The following is a 19,101-nucleotide window of genomic DNA, read 5'->3' as shown; positions in this document are numbered from 1 at the left end:
TTGCACCCAATGGGATATTCATCGGTCGGCGGATGACGCGTCTTTCGCATCTTACCTTGCGCAATTTTCTGATCGCGCTCCACGACCTCCTGGCGACCGCGGCGGCGCTGTTCGCCGCGTTCTATCTGCGTTTCGAGGGCGGTGACGGCTTCTACGACCGCCTGCCGCTGTTGTTCCAGATACTGCCCTACTTCCTCGCCTTCAGCGTGGTCGTGTTCTTCGTCTTCAACCTGACGACGACCAAATGGCGCTTCATCTCGCTGCCGGACGCGCTGAACATCATCCGCGTCGCGAGCGTGCTGACGGTTGCGCTACTGGTGCTCGACTACGTCTTCGTCGCTCCCAATGTCCGCGGCGCCTTCTTCCTCGGCAAGGTGACCATCGTCCTCTACTGGTTCCTCGAGATCGCCTTCCTCAGCGCGTCGCGTATGGCCTACCGCTACTTCCGCTACACGCGGGTGCGGCGTCATGCCCGCACCGAGGATGCGGCGCCGACGCTGCTGATCGGCCGTGCCGCGGACGCCGAGGTGCTCCTGCGCGGCATCGAGAGCGGGGCGATCAAGCGCATCTGGCCGGTCGGCGTGCTATCGCCGTCGAGCTCGGATCGCGGCCAGTTCATCCGCAACGTGCCGGTGCTGGGCGGCATCGACGACATCGAGGACGTCATCGCCGACTTCGCCAAGCGCAACAAGCCCATCGCGCGCCTCGTCATGACGCCGTCGGCGTTCGAGCCGGAGGCGCATCCGGAGCAGATCCTGATGCGGGCGCGCAAGCTCGGCGTGATCGTCAACCGCATGCCTTCGCTGGAGAGCGGCGACACGCCGCGCCTCACGGCGGTCGCGGTCGAGGACCTTCTGCTGCGGCCGAGCGAGAAGATCGACTATGCGCGCCTGGAAGCGCTGATCAGGGGCAAGGCCGTCATCGTCACCGGCGGCGGCGGCTCGATCGGTTCCGAGATCTGCGAGCGCGTCGTCGCCTTCGGCGCGGCGCGGCTGCTGATCGTGGAGAATTCCGAGCCGGCCCTCTACGCGATCACCGAGGCGCTCGCCGCGGACAATACGGCCGCCGAGATCGAAGGACGGATCGCCGACATCCGCGACCGCGAGCGCATCATGCGCCTGATGGCGGAGTTCAAGCCTGACATCGTGTTCCACGCCGCGGCGCTGAAACACGTGCCGATCCTCGAACGCGACTGGAGCGAGGGCGTCAAGACCAACATCTTCGGCTCGATCAACATCGCCGATGCCGCGCATGCCGCCGGCGCCGAGGCCATGGTGATGATCTCGACCGACAAGGCGATCGAGCCGGTGTCGATGCTCGGCCTCACCAAGCGCTTCGCCGAGATGTATTGCCAGGCGCTCGACCACGACCTCGCGGCGGCGGGCGGTGGCGGCAAGCCGCCGATGCGGCTGATCTCGGTCCGGTTCGGCAACGTGCTGGCCTCGAACGGCTCGGTGGTGCCGAAGTTCAAGGCCCAGATCGAGGCCGGCGGTCCCGTGACGGTGACGCATCCCGACATGGTCCGCTACTTCATGACCATCCGCGAGGCCTGCGATCTCGTCATCACGGCGGCGACGCATGCGCTCGGAACGCAGCGTTCGGACGTCTCGGTCTACGTGCTCAATATGGGCCAGCCGGTGAAGATCGTCGATCTCGCCGAACGCATGATCCGCCTGTCCGGCCTGCAGCCCGGCTACGACATCGAGATCGTGTTCACCGGCATGCGGCCGGGCGAACGCCTGCACGAGATCCTGTTCGCCTCGGAGGAGCCGACCCGCGAGATCGGCGTTGCCGGCATCATGGCGGCGCAGCCGAACGAGCCGCCGATGCAGACGCTGCGCAAATGGACCGCGGCGCTGGAGCAGGCGATCGCGCGCGACGATCGCGCCACGATCAGGACCATCCTGAAGGATGCGGTCCCCGAATTCGGGTCGACCGCGGCCTGATCATGCAATCCAGAGGCAAGATCGTCGTCGCGAGCCAGCATTACCCGCCGGATCCGAGCACGACGGCGGCGATCATGGCTGAGATCGCCTGCCGCGTCGCCGGGGATCACGAGGTCGTCGTGCTGTCGGGCTCGCCGGGCGCATTGCCGGCCGCGCAGACCGGTCCGGGCAAGCCGCGTGTCGTCGCCATCAAGAACCGGATGGCGGGCAAGGCAGCGCTGGTGCGGCGCGGCCTGTCCGAATTGCTGTTCGTTGCGCGCACCTTCTTCGCGCTGCTCCGGGAGCTCAGGGCAGGCGACGTCGTGCTCACCGTGACCGCGCCGTTCATGCTGCCTTACGCGGTTGCCGCGGCGGCAAAGCTCAGGGGCGCGCGCTCCGCGCTGATCATGCACGACCTCTTTCCCGACGTGCTGGTGATGGCGGGCCTGTTGAAGCCGGGCTCGCTCGTGACGCGGACGATGCGCTTCGCCAACAGCCTGATGTTCCGCGCGCTCAATGCGGTCATCACCATCGGCCGTGACGCCGAGCGGCCGCTGCTGAGCTATTCCGGCATGAGGCGGAACAAGATCCGCTTCATCCCGAACTGGGCGACGCTGGTGCCGGGCCCGCGTCCGCTGTCGCAGGACAATCCGTTCCGCAAACAACTCTCCGCGCGCTTCGTCGTCGGCCTGTCCGGCAATCTCGGCTTCACCCACGATCCCGAGATCGTGTTCGAGGCGGCGCGCCTGCTCAGGGACGAGCCGGACATCCATTTCCTGCTCTCGGGGTGGGGCATCGGCTTCGCGCGGCTGAAGCAGTTGCAGGCCGAGGCGAACCTGCCCAATGTGTCCTTCGTGGCGCGGGTCGAAGACGCCGAGCTCGAGGCGTTTCTGGCAGCGGCCAATCTCTGGATCATTCCGTATCGGAAGGACGTTGCGGGGGTGTCGGTGCCGAGCCGGTTCTACAATCTCCTTGCGGTCGGCCGTCCCGTGGCGCTGGTCTCCGAGCCGGAGGCCGAAGCCGCGCTGACGGTGACGGAGAACGGGCTCGGCTGGGTCGTGACGCCGGGCCGCGCCGACCAGCTTGCAGACGCGATCCGTGCGGCGTCCCGTTCCGGCGACGGTGCCATGGCGGAGCGCGCGGTCAAGGCGGCGGCGAAGTTCGACCGCGCCACCGCGATGAACGCCTATGCGGCCCTGATCGACGAATTGTTGCGCAACCCCGACCTTCCGGAGCAGCGATGAGCGAGCGCAAACCGGTGGTGCTGGTGACGGGAGCGAGCGGCTTTGTCGGCGGTCATGTCGTGCCCGCCCTCGCAGGCGCGGGCTGGTCGGTCCGCCGCGCGGTGCGCAGCCCCGAGGGCGGCGACGACGAGACCGTGATCGAGACGATCGGACCCGACACCGATTGGCACGCGGCGCTCGAAGGCGTCGATGCCGTCGTCCATCTCGCCGCGCGCGTGCATCACAAGCACGAGGAGCACGCGGTCCAGCTCTACCGCAACGTCAACATCGCGGGCACGCTGCACCTGGCGCGCTCCGCGTCGAAGGCCGGCGTGCGCCAGTTCATCTTCGTCAGCACCGTGCTGGTGCATGGCCGCAGCAATGAGGGCCGCGCACCGTTCAGCGAGAGCGACATCCTGACGCCGCGCGGCCTCTACGGCATGTCCAAGGCCGCGGCCGAGGCGGGCTTGAGGACACTGGCGCGCGACGGCGAGATGAAGATCTCGGTGATCAGGCCGCCGCTGGTCTATGGCGCCGGCGCCAAGGGCAATTTCGCGCTGCTGACGCGTGCGGTCAGCATCGGCCTGCCGCTTCCGTTTGCCGCGATCCGCAACCACCGCGCCTTCCTTGCCGTGCAGAACCTGTCGTCGTTCATCCTGCGCCGGCTCTCTCATCCCGATCCCGTCAGCAATTTCGAGATATTCCTGGTGGCCGACAAGGAGCAGGTCTCGACGCCCGAATTCATCGAGCGGCTGGCGCGGGCCTCCGGCAAGAGCCCGCGGCTGTTCGGCATGCCGCCGGACCTGCTCGGCATGCTGCTCAACGCGATGGGACGGCAGGATACGCATGACAGCCTGATCGGCTCGCTCGAGCTCAACGTCTCCAAGGCGCTCGCGACCGGCTGGCAGCCGGAGGTCTCGCTCGACGAGGGTCTGCTGCTGGCGCTGTCGGCTCAGGGCGCCTGAGGGCGGGAGAAGCGGCGCAGCAGGAATCCGATGGCGATCGCGCCTGCGAGCAGCGAGACGGCGGTGACCGCCACCGAGCCGGCGCGAACGGCGACGATGGCAAGCATTGCCAGCACGAGATTGAGCGCGAACACTTCGCCGACCACCTGCCGGACGGTGAACCCATTGTCGGTCGCGCGTTGATAGAAATGAGAGCGGTGCGCCGACCAGAACTGCTCGCGGCGCGCGATGCGGCGGAACAGCGTGATGGTGGAATCGGCGAGGTAATAGGCCGGGAGCAGCAGCGCCGCCGCCGCATGTCCGTGCCAGGCGAGCTCGAGCAGGCACCAGCCGAGCAGGAGGCCGATCGGCAGGCTGCCGACATCGCCCAGAAACACTTTTGCGATCGGCTTGTTGAACGGCGCGAAGCCGAGCATGGCGCCGCACAGCGCGGTGGCGAGCAGCGCGGCGGACAGCGAGAGGTCACCAAACCATCCGAGCAGTCCGAGCGCAGCGGTGACCGGCACCACTTCCGCCACCGTCATCAGGTCGAGCCCGTCCATGAAATTGACGAGGTTCACGAACCAGATTCCGGCGATGAGAATGAGGACGCGTTCGGCGGCAAGCGGCAGGGCCGGAACGATCCGCAGCGTCTCCGGCGCCGTGAATACGACGGCGGCCACGGCTGCCGCCTGCAGCAGGAGCCGAAGCCAGACGGGCAGGGGCCTGATGTCGTCGACGAGCCCGACCAGGGCGATGAGTACGGCGGAGCCGATCAGGGGCAGGGGAATCCCGGCGAGAGACCCGGCCACGAGGAGGGTGGCCGCGATCACCGCGATGCCCCCGCCTTGGGGGGTCGGAATCCTGTGTGACGAGCGCGCGTTCGGACGTGCCAGCGCGTAACGCTGGAGCAGCGGCATGCTCAGCCATGTGGTGCAGGCAGAGATCGGTGCAGCCAGCACGGCCGGCGCGAGCGCGAACAGCGCCAGTCCGGTCGCGCCGCCCTCGGTCGCGAAGAGCATCGTCACTCCGGCACTCCGAGCTGCGCCGAGCCTTGCGCGGCTTTCTCCGCGCTCAGGATCCAGACGAGGCCGCCGACCGCGCCGACGATGAAGTAGACCGCGCCGAACAGCAGCGAGATGTTGACGCCCTCGTTGGAGGCAAGGCCGGCGAAGCCGAAGGCAAGGCCCATGGTGGCTTCACGCACGCCCCAGCCCGCGATCGAGATCGGCATCATCGTGATCAGCATCACCGGCGGCACGAGCTGGAAGACGTCGCTGAAGCCGACCGGAGCGGCGATCGACTGCACGACGCACCAGGCGATGACGACGGTGAGCACGTGCACGGCGAGCGACAGGATGGAGACGACCGGTCCGCGCCCGCGGCTGAAGAGCACGCGGTTCGCGATCACCGCGCAGGCGTGGATGTGATGCGTGGCCCACCACGTCTTCAGCCAGCGCCATTTCAGCGCGCCGAAGACCAGGAAGCCGAGACCGCCCGCGAGCGCGGCAAGGTCGACGAGCAGCAGCGCCGAGCGCCCGTGCGGATCGGTGATGAGGGCGTAGCTCCAGGGCAGGCTCGCGACGATCAGGATCGCGAGCGCGATCAGGCCGATCGCGCGGTCGACGAAGATCGAGTAGGTCGCGGCGCGCCAGCCGGCGCCGGCGCGCGCGACCAGCCACAGCCGGACCGCATCGCCGCCGATCGCCGAGGGCAGGGTCTGGTTGAAGAACGAGCCGATCACGTTGTAGCGCATGGCGCGGGCGAGCTCGAGCGGCGCACCGCATTCGGCGCTGATCTCGCGCCAGCGCAGCACGCCGACGAAAATCTGCAGGAAGGTGATCGCGATCGCGAGGCCGATCCAGAACAGGCTGCCCACGGTGAAACGCGAAAACAGCTCGGTCAGGTTGACCTTGCGCAGCGCCAAATAGAGCAGCGCCGCGGAAATCAGGATCTTGGCCGCAGAAAGCAGGATTCGGCGCATCTCGCCCGCATGGTCAGGGTTTGCGAAGATTCGAGGCAACCCGACGCGAGGCGCCGAATTCGGCCGCTTTGGTATGGTCTTGGCGCCGATCTTGCAATAGCGGTGATCAGCGCGCTGATCGGAGCGGTTATAAGTGGCGGTCATGAACGGCCGTTATGACGGGCCGGACGGCACTTGCGACCCCCTCCGTGCGGCGGCTAAAGAGGCGCCGGTGGCTGGGGATCGGGTCCCCCAGGGAACAGGATGACGGATCAGGCGATTTTGGTCACGGATGCCGCCGGATGCATCGGCATTCACCCCGTCCTGCAGCTCCCGGCGGAAGGCGGGCCCGGCAATCTCGACAGCTGCCACGATCCGGCGCCGAGCGAGGCGCGCCACAGACTCACGCATGTCGGGCATATGGCCATGTTTCCGTGTGTGAACGCCATCATGGAGGGACGGCCGATCCGGCTCCTTGACCGCGGCAGGATGCGCGCAGGCTTCAGCTGTATTGACGGCGTCACCGCTGTCGTGTCCAAGCTGGTCGATCAGGTGCCCGCGGACGATCCGGCTGCCGCAAATGCGCCGTCTAAGGTCTACAATGTCGGCAACCACCGCCCCGAGGAGCAGACGCACGCCGTCGAACTCCGGGAGCAGGCGCTGGGTCGGACGGCGATCGAAGAATTGCCGCCGATGCAGCCGGGGAATGTCTTGGAAACGTTCGCGGATGTCGAGCATCTGATGCGCGGCCGGCTTTGCACAATGCCGATCGCGCTCGGGGTTCGTAATTTTGTCACCTGGTATCGGGACTCCTTCAAGGTTTGAAATGACGATGGACAAACGCATTATCCCCCTGATCATGTGCGGCGGTGCCGGCACGCGGCTGTGGCCCGCCTCGCGCGAGGTGCGCCCGAAGCAGTTCCTGCCGCTGTTCGGCGCCCGCTCGACCTTCCAGGACACGCTGCTGCGCGTCTCGGACGCCTCGCTGTTCGATCGTCCTGTTGTCATCACCAATGCGTCCTATCGCTTCATGGTGCTGGAGCAGCTCGCCGAGATCGGCATCGAGGCCGACGTGATCCTCGAGCCGATGCGGCGCGACTCCGGCCCGGCGATCGCCGCGGGCGCCGTGTTCGCTCAGAACCGCGCCAGTGAAGCGATCGTGCTGGCACTCGCCGCCGACCACGTGGTGCAGGACAACGCCGCCTTCGTCGCCGCATGCCGCGAGGGCCTCACCGCCGCGAGCGCGGGGCGCATCGTGACCTTCGGCGTCAAGCCGGAGCGGCCGGCAACTGAATACGGCTATATCAGCCCGGGCGATGTGATCTCGGGCGAGGTGCATGCGGTCTCGCGCTTCGTCGAGAAGCCGGATGCGGTCAAGGCCGCGGACTATGTCAATTCGGGCTATCTCTGGAACAGCGGCAACTTCATGTTCCCGGCGAGCGTCCTGCTCGACGAATACCGCAAGGTCGATGCGGCCAGCGTCGACGCCGTCACCAATGCGGTCAACAATGCCGGCCGCGATCTCGGCTTCGTGACGCTGGAGCCGGAGGCGTTCGGCGCGGCGAAGGCGATCTCGATCGACTATGCCGTGATGGAGAAGACGGCGCGCGCCGCCGTGGTGCCGGTGTCCTGCGGCTGGTCCGACGTCGGCTCCTGGCATGCGGTATGGGAGCTCTCGCCGAAGGACGCGCAGGGCAACGCGGCGCATGGCGCCGCCGTGTTCGAAGACTCGCGCAACTGCAACGTCACGACGGATCAGGCGCTGGTCGCGCTCGAGGGCGTCGACGATCTCGTCGTGGTCGCGACCGCCGACGCCGTGCTGGTCTCGCGCCAGAAGGATGCCAACGGCCTGAAGCGGCTCGTGACCAAACTCAAGGCGGTCGCGCCGAAGGTCACCGAGGAGCATCTCAAGGTGCACCGGCCCTGGGGCAGCTACCAGTCGGTCGACAATGGCGAGCGCCACCAGGTCAAGCGCATCGTGGTGAAGCCGGGCGGGCGCCTGTCGCTGCAGAAGCACCATCATCGCGCCGAGCACTGGATCGTGGTCCGCGGCGCAGCCCGCGTCACCGTCAACGAGACCGTGAAGACCGTGCACGAGAACGAGTCGATCTACATCCCGATGGGCGCGGTGCACCGGATGGAGAACCCCGGTAAAATCATGCTGGAACTGATCGAGGTCCAGACCGGCTCCTATCTCGGGGAGGACGATATCATCCGGATTGAAGACGACTATCAAAGGTCGTAACCAGCAAGCTCCGAATCACGCGATCCGGGCCTGAAAGGCCCGCCTCGGGCGGCCTAAGGCCCGGAGAACGTGTAATTTTTTGAATCAAATCGTGTCCGGTCAACTAAGCCGGCATTCGCCACAAATGTGGCACCCGTGCTAGAAGCGGCCCGGGGATTTGCGTTGAATCGGGGTTTGCTCACATGAGTTCCAAAGGGTCAGCACCGGCAAAGGCCGGCTTGCGCGTCGGCGTCATTGGCGCGGGCGTGATGGGCAGCAACCACGCGCGTGTGCTGAGCGGTCTTCCCGGCGTCAATCTCGTCGGCGTGGTCGATCCCTCGCCGGCGCATCTGACGCGCACCACCGAGCTTGCGAACTGCCAGGGTTTCGAGACGCTCGACCAGCTCGTCGCCGCCGGCGTCGACGCCGTCACCATCGCTGCGCCGACCCATCTGCACCACGAGGTCGCGCTCGCCTGCATCGCCAAGAACATCCATGTTCTGGTCGAGAAGCCGATCGCATCCACGGTGGAAGAGGGCCGCGAGATCGTCGCTGCCGCGCAAAAGGCCGGCGTGACGCTGATGGTCGGCCATGTCGAGCGCTTCAATCCGGCGGTGGCCGCCGTCAAGCAGGCCATCGCGGGCGAGGACATCCTCTCCATCGCGATCACGCGCGTCGGCCCGTTCCCGCCGCGCATGTCCAATGTCGGCGTCGTCATCGACCTCGCCGTGCACGACATCGACCTGATCCGCTGGTTCACCGAATCCGACATCGTCGAGGTGCAGCCGCAACTCTCGAGCGCGGTCGCCGAGCGCGAGGACATCGCGCTCCTGCAGTTCCGCACCGAGAGTGGCGTGCTCGCCCACATCAACACCAACTGGCTGACGCCGTTCAAGGCGCGCAGCGTCACGGTCGCAACGCGCGGCAAATACGTGATGGGCGATCTCTTGACGCGCCAGGTCACCGAATGCTTCGGCTTCAAGCCCGACGGCAGCTATTCGATGCGGCATCTGCCGGTCGGCCATGACGAGCCGCTGCGCGCCGAGCTGCTGGCGTTCCTCAAGGCGGTGCGCAACGGCGAGACGCCGGCGGTCACCGGCGACGAAGGCGTCGCCAGCCTCGAGATCGCGACGCAGTGCCTGGAGGCGCCGTCGCGGCCCGCAGCCAAATCGCCTGCGCTCAAAGGTCCGCGCCGCGTCGCCGGCTGAACCCTTTCCATGTCGACACCACAAGAAGGCGTCATGAACCAGCATCTGCGTTCCGAACCCATTCCCTTCATCGACGTCGCCTCGCAGCGCCGCCGGCTCGGCGCCTCGCTCGATGCCGCCGTGAAGCGCGTGATGGACCACTGCCAGTTCGTCAACGGCCCTGAAGTCGCCGAGCTCGAAAAGCAGCTTGCGGCCTATTCGGGCGCCAAGCACATGATCGGCTGCGCCAGCGGCACCGATGCGATCCTGATGGTGATGATGGCGAAGAATGTCGGGCCCGGCGATGCCGTGTTCTGTCCGTCCTTCACCTTCATCGCGACGGCTTCGCCGGTGGCGCGGACCGGTGCGACGCCGGTCTATGTCGACGTCGACGAGACCACCTTCAACATGAGCCCGGAATCGCTCAAGCGCGGTATCGCGACCGCCAAAAAGGCCGGGCTCAAGCCGGTCGCCGTGATTCCGGTCGATCTGTTCGGCCAGCCCGCCGATCACGATGCGATCGCCGAGATCGCCCGGGCCGAAGGCCTGTTCGTGCTTGACGACGCCGCGCAGGGCTTTGGTGCGAGCTACAAGGGCCGCAAGCTCGGCACCTTCGGGCTCGCCACCGCGACCAGCTTCTTCCCCGCAAAACCGCTCGGCTGCTTCGGCGACGGCGGCGCGATCTTCACCGATGACGACGAGCTCGCGGCGACGCTGCGCAGCATCCGCGTGCACGGGCAGGGCACCGACAAATACGACAACGTCCGCCTCGGCCTCACCGGCCGGCTCGACACCATGCAGGCCGCGGTTCTGATCGAGAAGCTGAAGATCTTTGACGACGAGATCGCCGCCCGCAACCGGGTCGCCGAGCGCTACGCGCGTGGGCTGTCCAACGTGGTCACGGTGCCGCGGCTTGCGCCGGGCAACACCTCGGTCTGGGCGCAGTACACGATCCGTCTGCCGAAGGGCACCGACCGCGACGGCTTCGCCGCCGCGCTGAAGGCCCAGGGCGTGCCGACCGCGATCTATTACGGCAAGTCGATGCACCAGCAGAGCGCCTACAAGCAGTATCCGGTCGCCGAGGGCGGCTTGCCGGGCTGCGAAAGCCTGTCGCAGGACGTCATCAGCCTGCCGATGCATGCCTACCTGACCGAAGCCGATCAGGAGCGAATCATTGCCGCCGTGCAAGGCGCGCTCGCGGGCTGATCTCGCGCTTTCTGTTGCGCTGGTCGTCATGCCCGGGCTTGTCCCGGGCATCCACGTTTTTTGTGCAACATGAAGGCGTGGATGGCCGGGACAAGCCCGGCCATGACGCTGTGGCGACTGTCGGAGCCCGCTAGCGAACGCGTCGGGTCCTATTGCCGGACCCGCAGGCAGGGAGGGGCGGACCTCCGCCGCCGCTTCCACCTAGACCTAATCGCGCCATGCTCTAAAACAGACGCATGCTCGGACGCATCTTCACGGTCGGTGGTTATACGCTGCTCTCGCGGCTGACGGGGTTTGCCCGCGACATCATGCTCGCTGCGATCCTCGGCGCCGGCCCGGTGGCCGACGCCTTTTTCGTGGCGCTGCGGCTGCCCAATCATTTCCGCGCGATCTTCGCCGAAGGCGCCTTCAACGCCGCCTGGGTGCCGGCCTATGCGCATGTCCATGGCGAGAAGGGGGAGGCGGCGGCAAAGCTGTTCGCCGACCGCATCTTCACGCTGCTGCTGGCCTCGCAGGTGGTGCTGCTGATCGTCGCATGGCTGTTCATGCCGCAGGCCATGAGCATTCTGGCGCCGGGCTTTTCCGAGGATGCCGAGCAGCGCAAGCTCGCGATCGAACTGACCCGGATCACCTTTCCCTATCTGCTTCTGATCACGCTGGTGACGCTCTATGGCGGCATGCTCAACGTGATGCAGCGCTTTGCGAGCGCCGCGGCGGCGTCGATCTTTCTCAACGTCGCTATGATGATGACGCTGGCGGTCGCGGTCTGGTTTCCGACCGCGGGCCATGCCGCGGCCTGGGGCGTCTTGATCTCCGGCTTCCTGCAATATTTCCTGCTCGCCGGCGACCTCGCGCGCCATGGCGGCCTGCCGCGCTTTGCGCCCTTGAAGCTCGACGAGGACGTTCGCGGCTTCTTCAGGGCGCTGGGACCCGCGACGCTGGGCTCGATGGGCACGCAGGTGGCGCTGTTCGCCGACACCATCATCGCGACCTTCCTGCCGGCCGGCGCGCTGTCGGCGCTCTATTATGCGGATCGCCTCAACCAATTGCCGATCGGCGTGATCGGCATCGCCATCGGCACGGTGCTGCTGCCGGAGATGTCGCGGCGCATCACCGCCAACGACCATGACGGCGCGATGAAGGCGCAGCGCCGCGCCTTCGATTTCACGCTGCTGTTCTCGGTGCCGTTCGTCGCGGCCTTCCTTACCGTGCCCGACGAGATCATGCGCGCGCTGTTCGCCCGCGGCGCGTTCTCGAAAGCCGATGCCGCCGCCGCCGGCGCCACGCTCGCGGCCTATGCCATCGGCCTCATTCCCTTCGTGCTGATCCGCAGCGCGGTCGCGACCTTCTATGCGCGCAAGGACACCGCGACGCCGGTGCGGGCGTCGCTGACCGGCATCGCCGTCAACGTTGCGCTCAAAGTTGCCTTGATGGGATCGCTGGCGCAGATCGGCCTCGCGCTGGCGACGGCTATTGGTGTCTGGACCAATCTCTTGCTGGTGCTGTTCTTCGCCGTGCGCCGCGGTTTTCTCGTGCTCGATCGCATCTGGCTGATGTCGCTAGGCAAATTCCTGCTGACCGGGATCATCCTCGCCGCCGCGTTCTGGCTGATCGCGCGGTTCAGCGGGGCGTCGCTGGGCGCGATGCGCTTCCACGACGAAGTGACGCTGGCCCTGCTGGCCGTCGGAGGCACGATCGTCTACGCGCTCGCGATCCTCGTCTTATTCGACCGTCGCTGGCTGGTCTCGCTCGTGCGCGGCTAGGCCTGCATCATCCCATTGGCTCTTGATCTGACGTGCAACATCTGGTTGTGTCTAACGACCGTTGTATCTCTGCACTTCAACTGAGAGCTGACGAGCACCATGCGAATATTCTGGATTGGAGCTGGATCGCTCACCGTACTCACCCTCGTCGTCATTTCCTACATCGCCAGCGATCGCTGCAAGGATCGATGGGCGGCCTACAATCTGGAAGCCATCTGGGACTATCAGACGGGATGCTCGGTCAGGATTGGCAACAGCCTAGTGCGCGAGGAATATGTCAGCTTTGATCCGAGAATGCCGGCGAGACCGCAAGGCAGCGGCAGCGCAAAGCCGCTCGATCCAAACCAGGCTCTCGCGCATCCGACTTGGGTCACGCTCGGACCGGATAATCGCCCGATGGCCGAGGGGACGGTTCGGATCAATCCGAGGTGAAGAATGCGCTGAAGCGGCTGCTCGCCTCCAGGATGTAACCGATCACGACGCATCTCTTGATTTTTCGCGATTGCCGTGCTACGAGCCGCGCATGATCAAATCGTCGCGCAAACTCAACCGCAACCACATGACCCGCTTCGGCTGGGCCGTGGGAGGAGTCGCGCGCTAGGAGATTGACGACGACATCTTTTCCACCAGGCCCCGCCGGCATCGGACGGGGCTTTTTCTTTGGCCACGCTCCCTGCCGGCACGACAGCAGGAGCATGCGATGCCACCACAACTGACGGACATATCAGCCGGAATCGAGGACGATGCCGCAAGGCGCGGCCTCGGCCTCTCCATCGTGCAGGCGAAGAGCGCGGTCGACCAGGCGTTGGCAGCACGCCTCAAGGCGTCCGCGGCGGCGCTGGAAAGTGCGTTGTCGGATAAGGATGCTGCCGGACCAACGGGTGTCCTCGGTCTGCTCAAGCAATATTGGAGTGCGTTTTGGCGGCGCCAGAACGCCCGGCTGACGTTGCAGGATCTGAGCGACAGGGAGTTGATGGACATCGGCCTGACGCGCGGCGAGATCGACCACTTCACGCCGGAACGTGTCATCGATAGGCTGAGAGATCGCGCCGCGGATCCATGGAGCCGGGGTGTCATGTGATCGATCAACCGGACGGTTCGGCGAATATGATCCCGTTTCTCGAACGGCTCGACCGCGCAAGCAAAGTGCTCGTTGCGGGCTGCGGCGGCGGCTTCGACGTCTTCGCCGGAGTCCCGCTCGCGCAGCGTCTGGCGGCGCAGGGAAAACAGGTCGTGTTCGCCAGCTTCTCGTTCACGAATTTATGGCTATGCGGCGGCGAGCGTGTCGGCGAGACGATTTGGCGTGTGGATCAGCTCGCTGCAGAGATTCCGTACTTCCCGGAGAAGTGGCTGGCCGAATGGCTCGGTCGCCGCGAGCAACTCGCGCCGATCTACGCTTTTGCCAAGAGCGGCGTTCGTCCGCTCGCTGCGGCGTATCGCCTGATCATCGATCGCCACGACATCGACACTGCGATCCTGATCGACGGCGGAACGGACAGTCTCGTGTTCGGCGATGAGCCCGGTGTCGGCAGCGTCGTCGAGGACGCGGTCTCGCTCGTCGCCGCGGATCAGGCCGCAGGCGGCAACGTGCTGCTCGCCGCGATCGGCTTCGGCGTCGATCACTATCACGGCATCTCGCATCACGCCTTCCTGGAGAATACCGCGCAGCTGATTCGGGATGGCGGGTTTCTTGGCATGTTCTCGCTGTCGCAGGGCAGCAAAGAGGCCGAGGCCTTCCTCGACCTAGTGGAATACGCCAACCAGCGCCAGCCGCAGCATCCGAGTATCGTGTGCAATTCGATTGCGAGTGCACTGCGGGGTGAGTTCGGCAACTATCATGCCACCAACCGGACCAGCGGGAACGAGCTGTTCATCAATCCGCTGATGTCGCAGTACTGGACCTTCCGGTCGGCCGCCGTCGTTCGCAGCATGGCCTATGCCAGCCAATTGGCCGAGACCGAGCGGTTCGAGGATGCCCGCAGGATCATCGATCTCCACAGGGAGACCAGTGAGTTGCGACCCTTCCGTCCGATCCCTCTCTGAGGACGAGGGTGCCCCGGTTTTGCCCGCCCGAACCCATTTGCCTTGCCACTTTTTCCACGGCAATATGCCGGCAAAACAACCATAGGACGGGATAAGAAAATGGCGGCTCCCATCAAGTTCGGCGTTGGCCAAAGCGTGCTGCGCAAGGAGGATGACGCGCTCATCCGCGGCAAGGGCCGCTATACCGACGATTACGCGCCGCAAGCCGCGCTGCGCTGCCTCGTGCTGCGCTCGCCGCATGCGCATGCCAAATACACCATCGATGCGAGCCGTGCCCGCGGCCTGCCCGGCGTCGCGCTGATCCTGACCGCGGACGACGTGGCGGATCTCGGCAATCTGCCGTGCCTGTTCAATCTCGAGACCGATCCGTTCACCGGCCCGCCTTACCCGATCCTGGCCAAGGACGAGGTGCGTCATGTCGGCGATTCCATCGCCTTCGTCGTCGCCGAGACCATCGATCAGGCCCGCGACGCGATCGAGGCGATCGAGGTCAAATGGTCGCCGCTGCCGGCGGTGACCGGCGTCGTCAACGCCGTGAAGAAGGGCGCCCCGCAGGTCTGGCCGGACAAGGCCGGCAACGTGCTGTTCGACGTCTCGATCGGCGACAAGGCCGCAACCGAAGCTGCATTTGCGAAAGCGCATGCGGTCGCCGAAATCTCCATCGTCAATCCGCGCGTGGTCGCGAGCTTCATGGAGACGCGCGCGGCGGTCTGCGAATACGATGCCAAGCACGACCATCTGACGCTGACGGTCGGCAGCCAGGGCAGCCATCGCCTGCGCGACATCCTGTGCCAGAACGTGCTCAATATCCCGACCGACAAGATGCGGGTGATCTGCCCCGACGTCGGCGGCGGCTTCGGCACGAAGCTGTTTCCGTACCGGGAATACGCCCTGATGGCAGTCGCCGCTCGCAAGCTGAAGAAGGCTGTGAAATGGGCGGCCGACCGCTCCGAGCATTTCATGGGCGACGCGCAGGGCCGCGACAACGTCACAACCGCGAAGATGGCGCTGACTGAAGACGGCAAGTTCCTCGCCATGGATTGCGACCTGATGGGCGATATGGGCGCCTATCTCTCCACCTTCGGCCCCTACATCCCGCATGGCGGCGCCGGCATGCTGCCGGGCCTCTACGACATCCAGGCCTTCCATTGCCGGGTGCGCACCATCTTCACCCACAGCGTTCCCGTGGACGCCTATCGCGGCGCGGGCCGGCCTGAGGCGGCCTATGTGATCGAGCGCCTGGTCGATGCCTGTGCGCGAAAGCTCGACATGACGCCGGATGCCATCCGCCGCAAGAATTTCATTCCGCCGAAGGCGCTGCCGTACAAGACCGCGACCGGCAAGGTCTACGATTCCGGCGACTTCGCCGCGCATCTCAAGCGCGCGATGGAGATCGGCGAGTGGAAGGAGTTTGCAAAGCGCGCCAAGACGGCCAAGAAGGGCGGCCTGATCCGCGGCATTGGCCTCGCAAGCTATGTCGAGATTTGCGGCGTGATGGGCGAGGAGACGGCCAACGTTCGCCTCGATCCCAGTGGCGACGTCACCGTCCTGATCGGTACGCAATCGAGCGGGCAGGGTCATCAGACCGCCTATGCGCAGATCATCGCTGAGCAGTTCGGCCTGCCGCCGGAGCGGGTGCATGTCCGCCAGGGCGACACCGGCGAGATCGCGACGGGTCTCGGCACCGGCGGCTCGGCTTCTATACCCACCGGCGGCGTCTGCGTGGAGCGTGCTGCGGGCGAGCTGGGCAAGAAGCTGAAGGAGCTTGCGGCGCAAGCGCTGGAAGCGAGTGCCGGCGACCTCGAGATCACCGACGGCGTGGTTCGCATCTCCGGCACCGACCGTTCGATCTCGTTCGCCGATCTCGCCAAGCGGCCCGGCGCCGATCCATCGAAGCTCAACGGCAGCGCGACCTTCGCCAGCGCCGACGGCACCTATCCCAACGGCACGCATCTGGCGGAAGTCGAGCTCGATCCGGCCACGGGCATCATCAGAATCGTCAACTACGTGATCGTCGACGATTTCGGCAAGACGCTCAATCCGCTGCTGCTGGCGGGGCAGGTGCATGGCGGCGCCATGCAGGGCATCGGCCAGGCGCTGATGGAGCAGGTGGTCTATGGGCCGACCGACGGCCAGCTCATCACCGCGACCTTCATGGACTACGCGCTGCCGCGCGCGGCGGACGGTCCGGCGTTCGTGTTCGAGACCGCCAACGTCCCCTGCAAGACCAATCCGCTGGGGGTGAAGGGCGCGGGCGAGGCCGGCGCGATCGGCTCCTGTCCGGCGATCGTCAATGCCATCGTCGATGCGCTCTGGCGCGAATACAAGATCGACCACATCGACATGCCGGCAACCCCCGAGCGGGTGTGGATCGCCATCAACGAGCATCACCGCCGTCATAGCCTGTAAGCCGAAGCATGATTAGCTCGCGACAAACGCGCAAAAGCGCGTTTGCACGGGCGATCGTGTCCGACGAACAACGGGGAGCGCGACAATTTATCCTCGCTCTCCCGGTGGAATGAAGTCTGCCTGTCGGTGTTGGCCCAATGTGGGGTCAGCACGATCCTGTCTCAAGGAAAGGGATTTTGCGAATGAAACGAGTTTTGGTTGTCGCGGGCGCGCTGTTGCTCGGCATGGGCGCCGTTTGGGCACAGCAGGACTCCGTCAAGGAGGTCCAGGCCCTCATGAAGGGCAACGGCAAGAACGCCGGTGCGGTCGCCGCGATGGTCAAGGGCGAGAAGCCCTACGATCAGGCCACAGTCGATACGGCGCTGGCGCAGTTCGAGGACACCGCCAAGAAGCTGCCGAACCTGTTTCCGGCCAGCGCCAAGGGCGTGAAGCCCGAGGGCGACTACTCGGCGTCGCCGAAGATCTGGGAGGACAAGGCCGGCTTCGACGCCAAGGTCGCGAGCTTCGCCAAGGTCGTCGGCGAAGCCAAGGGCAAGATCAAGGACCTCGATACGCTCAAGGCGAATTTCCCCGCCGTCGGCAAGGAATGCGGCGCCTGCCACGAGACGTTCCGCCTCAAGAACAGCTGAGGCATAGCCTCGTAGCTTCGTAGCCCGGATGGAGCGAAGCGAAATACGGGAGACCAAATCAGGAAAGGGCGGTTGCGACAGCAGCCGCCTTTTTTGTTGGGGCAGCGCCAAGCTCGTGGCCCGGATGAGTCGGCGCTCAGCCCCACGGGAAATTCTGTTCGCAAGGTCTGACGGATCGCACCTGGAGCCGCTATCTTGATGTCAACGGCCGTGCGCTGACACGAGTCGACGCATCTCCCCCGACCCCAGACGTCGGGAGTTCCAACGCGCGGCGGGCACCAGAACAGCGAGACTGGCCATGGCAAAACCGTTCCCGTCGAAGACCCATATCGGCAACCATATGCTGCATCCGGAAACCCTGATGCTGACCTATGGCTACGATCCGCAATTGTCGGAAGGCGCGATCAAGCCGCCGGTGTTTCTGACCTCCACCTTCGTGTTCAGGACCGCCGAGGACGGCCAGGACTTCTTCGATTTCGTCGCCGGCCGGCGCGAGCCCCCGGAGGGGATGGGGGCGGGCCTGGTCTATTCGCGCTTCAACCATCCCAACAGCGAGATCGTCGAGGACAGGCTCGCGGTGTACGAGCGCACCGAGAGCTGCGCGCTGTTCTCGTCCGGCATGGCGGCGATCTCGACCACCATCCTGGCGTTCGTCCGCCCGGGCGATGTCATCCTGCATTCACAGCCGCTCTATGGCGGGACCGAAACCCTGCTGACGAACACGCTGGCACGGCTGTCGATCGGCGCCGTCGGATTCGCCGACGGCATCGATGAAGCCTCGGTCAGGCAGGCCGCGGACGAGGCGATGGGCAAGGGCCGGGTCTCGATGATTCTGATCGAAACCCCGGCCAATCCGACCAACGGCCTCGTCGACATCGCGCTGATCCGCCGCATCGCCGATTCCATCGGCAAGGCGCAGGGACACACGCCGATCATCGCCTGCGACAATACGCTGCTCGGGCCGGTGTTTCAGCGGCCGATCGAGCACGGCGCGGACGTGTCACTGTATTCGCTGACCAAATATGTCGGCGGTCATTCCGACCTGATCGCGGGCGCCGCGCTCGGTACGAAGGCGATCATGAAGGGCATCAAGGCGCTGCGCGGCGCCATCGGCACCCAGCTCGATCCGCATTCGTGCTGGATGATCAACCGCTCGCTGGAGACGCTGAGCCTGCGCATGGAGAAGGCCGACGCGAATGCGCGCCTCGTCGCGAGCTATCTGCGCGATCACCCCAAGGTCGCGAAAGTGCACTATCTCGGTCATCATCCCGAAACCTCGCCGGCGGGACGCGTGTTCGCGCGGCAGTGCCTGGGGGCGGGATCGACCTTCTCGTTCGACATCGTCGGCGGCAAGGAGGCCGCAGTCAAATTCCTCAATGCGCTGCAGATCCTCAAGCTCGCGGTGAGCCTTGGCGGCACCGAGTCGCTCGCGAGCCTGCCGGCGACGATGACCCATTCCGGCGTTCCCGCCGACATCCGCCAGAAGATCGGCGTGCTCGATTCAACGATCCGCCTGTCGATCGGGATCGAGAACCCGTCGGATCTGATCGCCGATCTCGCGCAGGCGCTGAACGCGGCTTGAGTG

16 protein-coding genes are annotated in these 19,101 nt (G+C 65.8%); 14 read left to right on the top strand and 2 right to left on the bottom strand.

From position 1 onward, the window contains the following. Positions 1-32 precede the first annotated feature (32 nt). From A7X65_RS20270 to A7X65_RS20260, 3 genes are read left to right on the top strand one after another with little or no spacing between them, the layout of a single operon-like run. Positions 33-1,946, top strand: coding sequence for an SDR family NAD(P)-dependent oxidoreductase (locus tag A7X65_RS20270; protein WP_063690623.1), 1,914 nt, complete (start codon positions 33-35; stop codon positions 1,944-1,946). Positions 1,947-1,948: 2 nt separating this feature from the next. Then, complete coding sequence (locus tag A7X65_RS20265) at positions 1,949-3,169, top strand: glycosyltransferase family 4 protein (RefSeq protein WP_063687988.1); 1,221 nt, start codon at positions 1,949-1,951, stop codon at positions 3,167-3,169. Next, a complete protein-coding gene (locus tag A7X65_RS20260) occupies positions 3,166-4,113 on the top strand; it encodes an NAD-dependent epimerase/dehydratase family protein (RefSeq protein WP_063687986.1) in 948 nt (315 codons plus the stop codon). The genes A7X65_RS20265 and A7X65_RS20260 overlap by 4 nt, the downstream gene beginning before the upstream one ends. Here the strand turns inward: A7X65_RS20260 and A7X65_RS20255 are convergent. Together A7X65_RS20255 and A7X65_RS20250 are read right to left on the bottom strand one after the other, a co-directional pair. Continuing rightward, entirely contained in the window at positions 4,101-5,114 is a 1,014-nt protein-coding gene (locus A7X65_RS20255) for an MraY family glycosyltransferase (protein WP_063687984.1), read from the bottom strand. The genes A7X65_RS20260 and A7X65_RS20255 overlap by 13 nt on opposite strands. A 2-nt stretch (positions 5,115-5,116) precedes the next feature. Further along, positions 5,117-6,076, bottom strand: coding sequence for a lysylphosphatidylglycerol synthase transmembrane domain-containing protein (locus A7X65_RS20250; RefSeq protein WP_063687982.1), 960 nt, complete (start codon positions 6,074-6,076; stop codon positions 5,117-5,119). Positions 6,077-6,319: 243 nt separating this feature from the next. On the opposite strand from A7X65_RS20250, the gene A7X65_RS20245 reads away from it, so the two are divergent. The 11 genes from A7X65_RS20245 (at position 6,320) to A7X65_RS20195 (ending at position 19,098) form a co-directional block, all read left to right on the top strand. After that, positions 6,320-6,880, top strand: a complete 561-nt coding sequence (locus tag A7X65_RS20245) for a Rossmann-fold NAD(P)-binding domain-containing protein (protein ID WP_063687980.1) — start codon at positions 6,320-6,322, stop codon at positions 6,878-6,880. Between the two features lie 7 nt (positions 6,881-6,887). Then, on the top strand, positions 6,888-8,300 hold the full coding sequence (locus tag A7X65_RS20240) for a mannose-1-phosphate guanylyltransferase/mannose-6-phosphate isomerase (protein WP_063687978.1): 1,413 nt from the start codon (positions 6,888-6,890) through the stop codon (positions 8,298-8,300). Positions 8,301-8,482: 182 nt separating this feature from the next. Then, positions 8,483-9,487 (top strand): Gfo/Idh/MocA family protein, encoded by a 1,005-nt coding sequence (locus A7X65_RS20235; RefSeq protein WP_063687976.1) that lies wholly within the window; start codon positions 8,483-8,485, stop codon positions 9,485-9,487. Between the two features lie 33 nt (positions 9,488-9,520). Beyond that, the gene (locus A7X65_RS20230) at positions 9,521-10,672 is read left to right on the top strand and encodes a DegT/DnrJ/EryC1/StrS family aminotransferase (RefSeq protein ID WP_063687975.1); all 1,152 of its coding nucleotides are present in this window, start codon (positions 9,521-9,523) and stop codon (positions 10,670-10,672) included. A gap of 236 nt (positions 10,673-10,908) precedes the next feature. Then, positions 10,909-12,435, top strand: coding sequence for a murein biosynthesis integral membrane protein MurJ (gene murJ / locus A7X65_RS20225; RefSeq protein WP_063687973.1), 1,527 nt, complete (start codon positions 10,909-10,911; stop codon positions 12,433-12,435). A 99-nt stretch (positions 12,436-12,534) separates the two neighbouring features. Then, a complete protein-coding gene (locus tag A7X65_RS20220; RefSeq protein WP_063687971.1) occupies positions 12,535-12,867 on the top strand; it encodes a hypothetical protein in 333 nt (110 codons plus the stop codon). A 268-nt stretch (positions 12,868-13,135) separates the two neighbouring features. Beyond that, positions 13,136-13,516, top strand: a complete 381-nt coding sequence (locus A7X65_RS20215) for a DUF1127 domain-containing protein (RefSeq protein WP_063687969.1) — start codon at positions 13,136-13,138, stop codon at positions 13,514-13,516. Beyond that, positions 13,513-14,478: a DUF1152 domain-containing protein gene (locus A7X65_RS20210; protein ID WP_167358276.1), complete on the top strand. Its 966-nt coding sequence runs from the start codon at positions 13,513-13,515 to the stop codon at positions 14,476-14,478. Before A7X65_RS20215 ends, A7X65_RS20210 begins: the two co-directional genes overlap by 4 nt. Before the next feature lie 99 nt (positions 14,479-14,577). Next, positions 14,578-16,887: a xanthine dehydrogenase family protein molybdopterin-binding subunit gene (locus A7X65_RS20205; protein WP_063687967.1), complete on the top strand. Its 2,310-nt coding sequence runs from the start codon at positions 14,578-14,580 to the stop codon at positions 16,885-16,887. Positions 16,888-17,069: 182 nt separating this feature from the next. Continuing rightward, a complete protein-coding gene (locus tag A7X65_RS20200; RefSeq protein ID WP_063687965.1) occupies positions 17,070-17,516 on the top strand; it encodes a c-type cytochrome in 447 nt (148 codons plus the stop codon). A 298-nt stretch (positions 17,517-17,814) separates the two neighbouring features. Then, the gene (locus A7X65_RS20195; RefSeq protein WP_063687963.1) at positions 17,815-19,098 is read left to right on the top strand and encodes a cystathionine gamma-synthase family protein; all 1,284 of its coding nucleotides are present in this window, start codon (positions 17,815-17,817) and stop codon (positions 19,096-19,098) included. Positions 19,099-19,101: the final 3 nt, after the last annotated feature.

This window comes from Bradyrhizobium stylosanthis, from assembly GCF_001641335.1.
GTDB classification, from domain to species: Bacteria; Pseudomonadota; Alphaproteobacteria; order Rhizobiales; family Xanthobacteraceae; genus Bradyrhizobium; species Bradyrhizobium stylosanthis.
The sequence above is the reverse complement of the archived record's forward strand: the minus strand, read 5'-3'. Positions and strand labels throughout refer to the sequence as shown.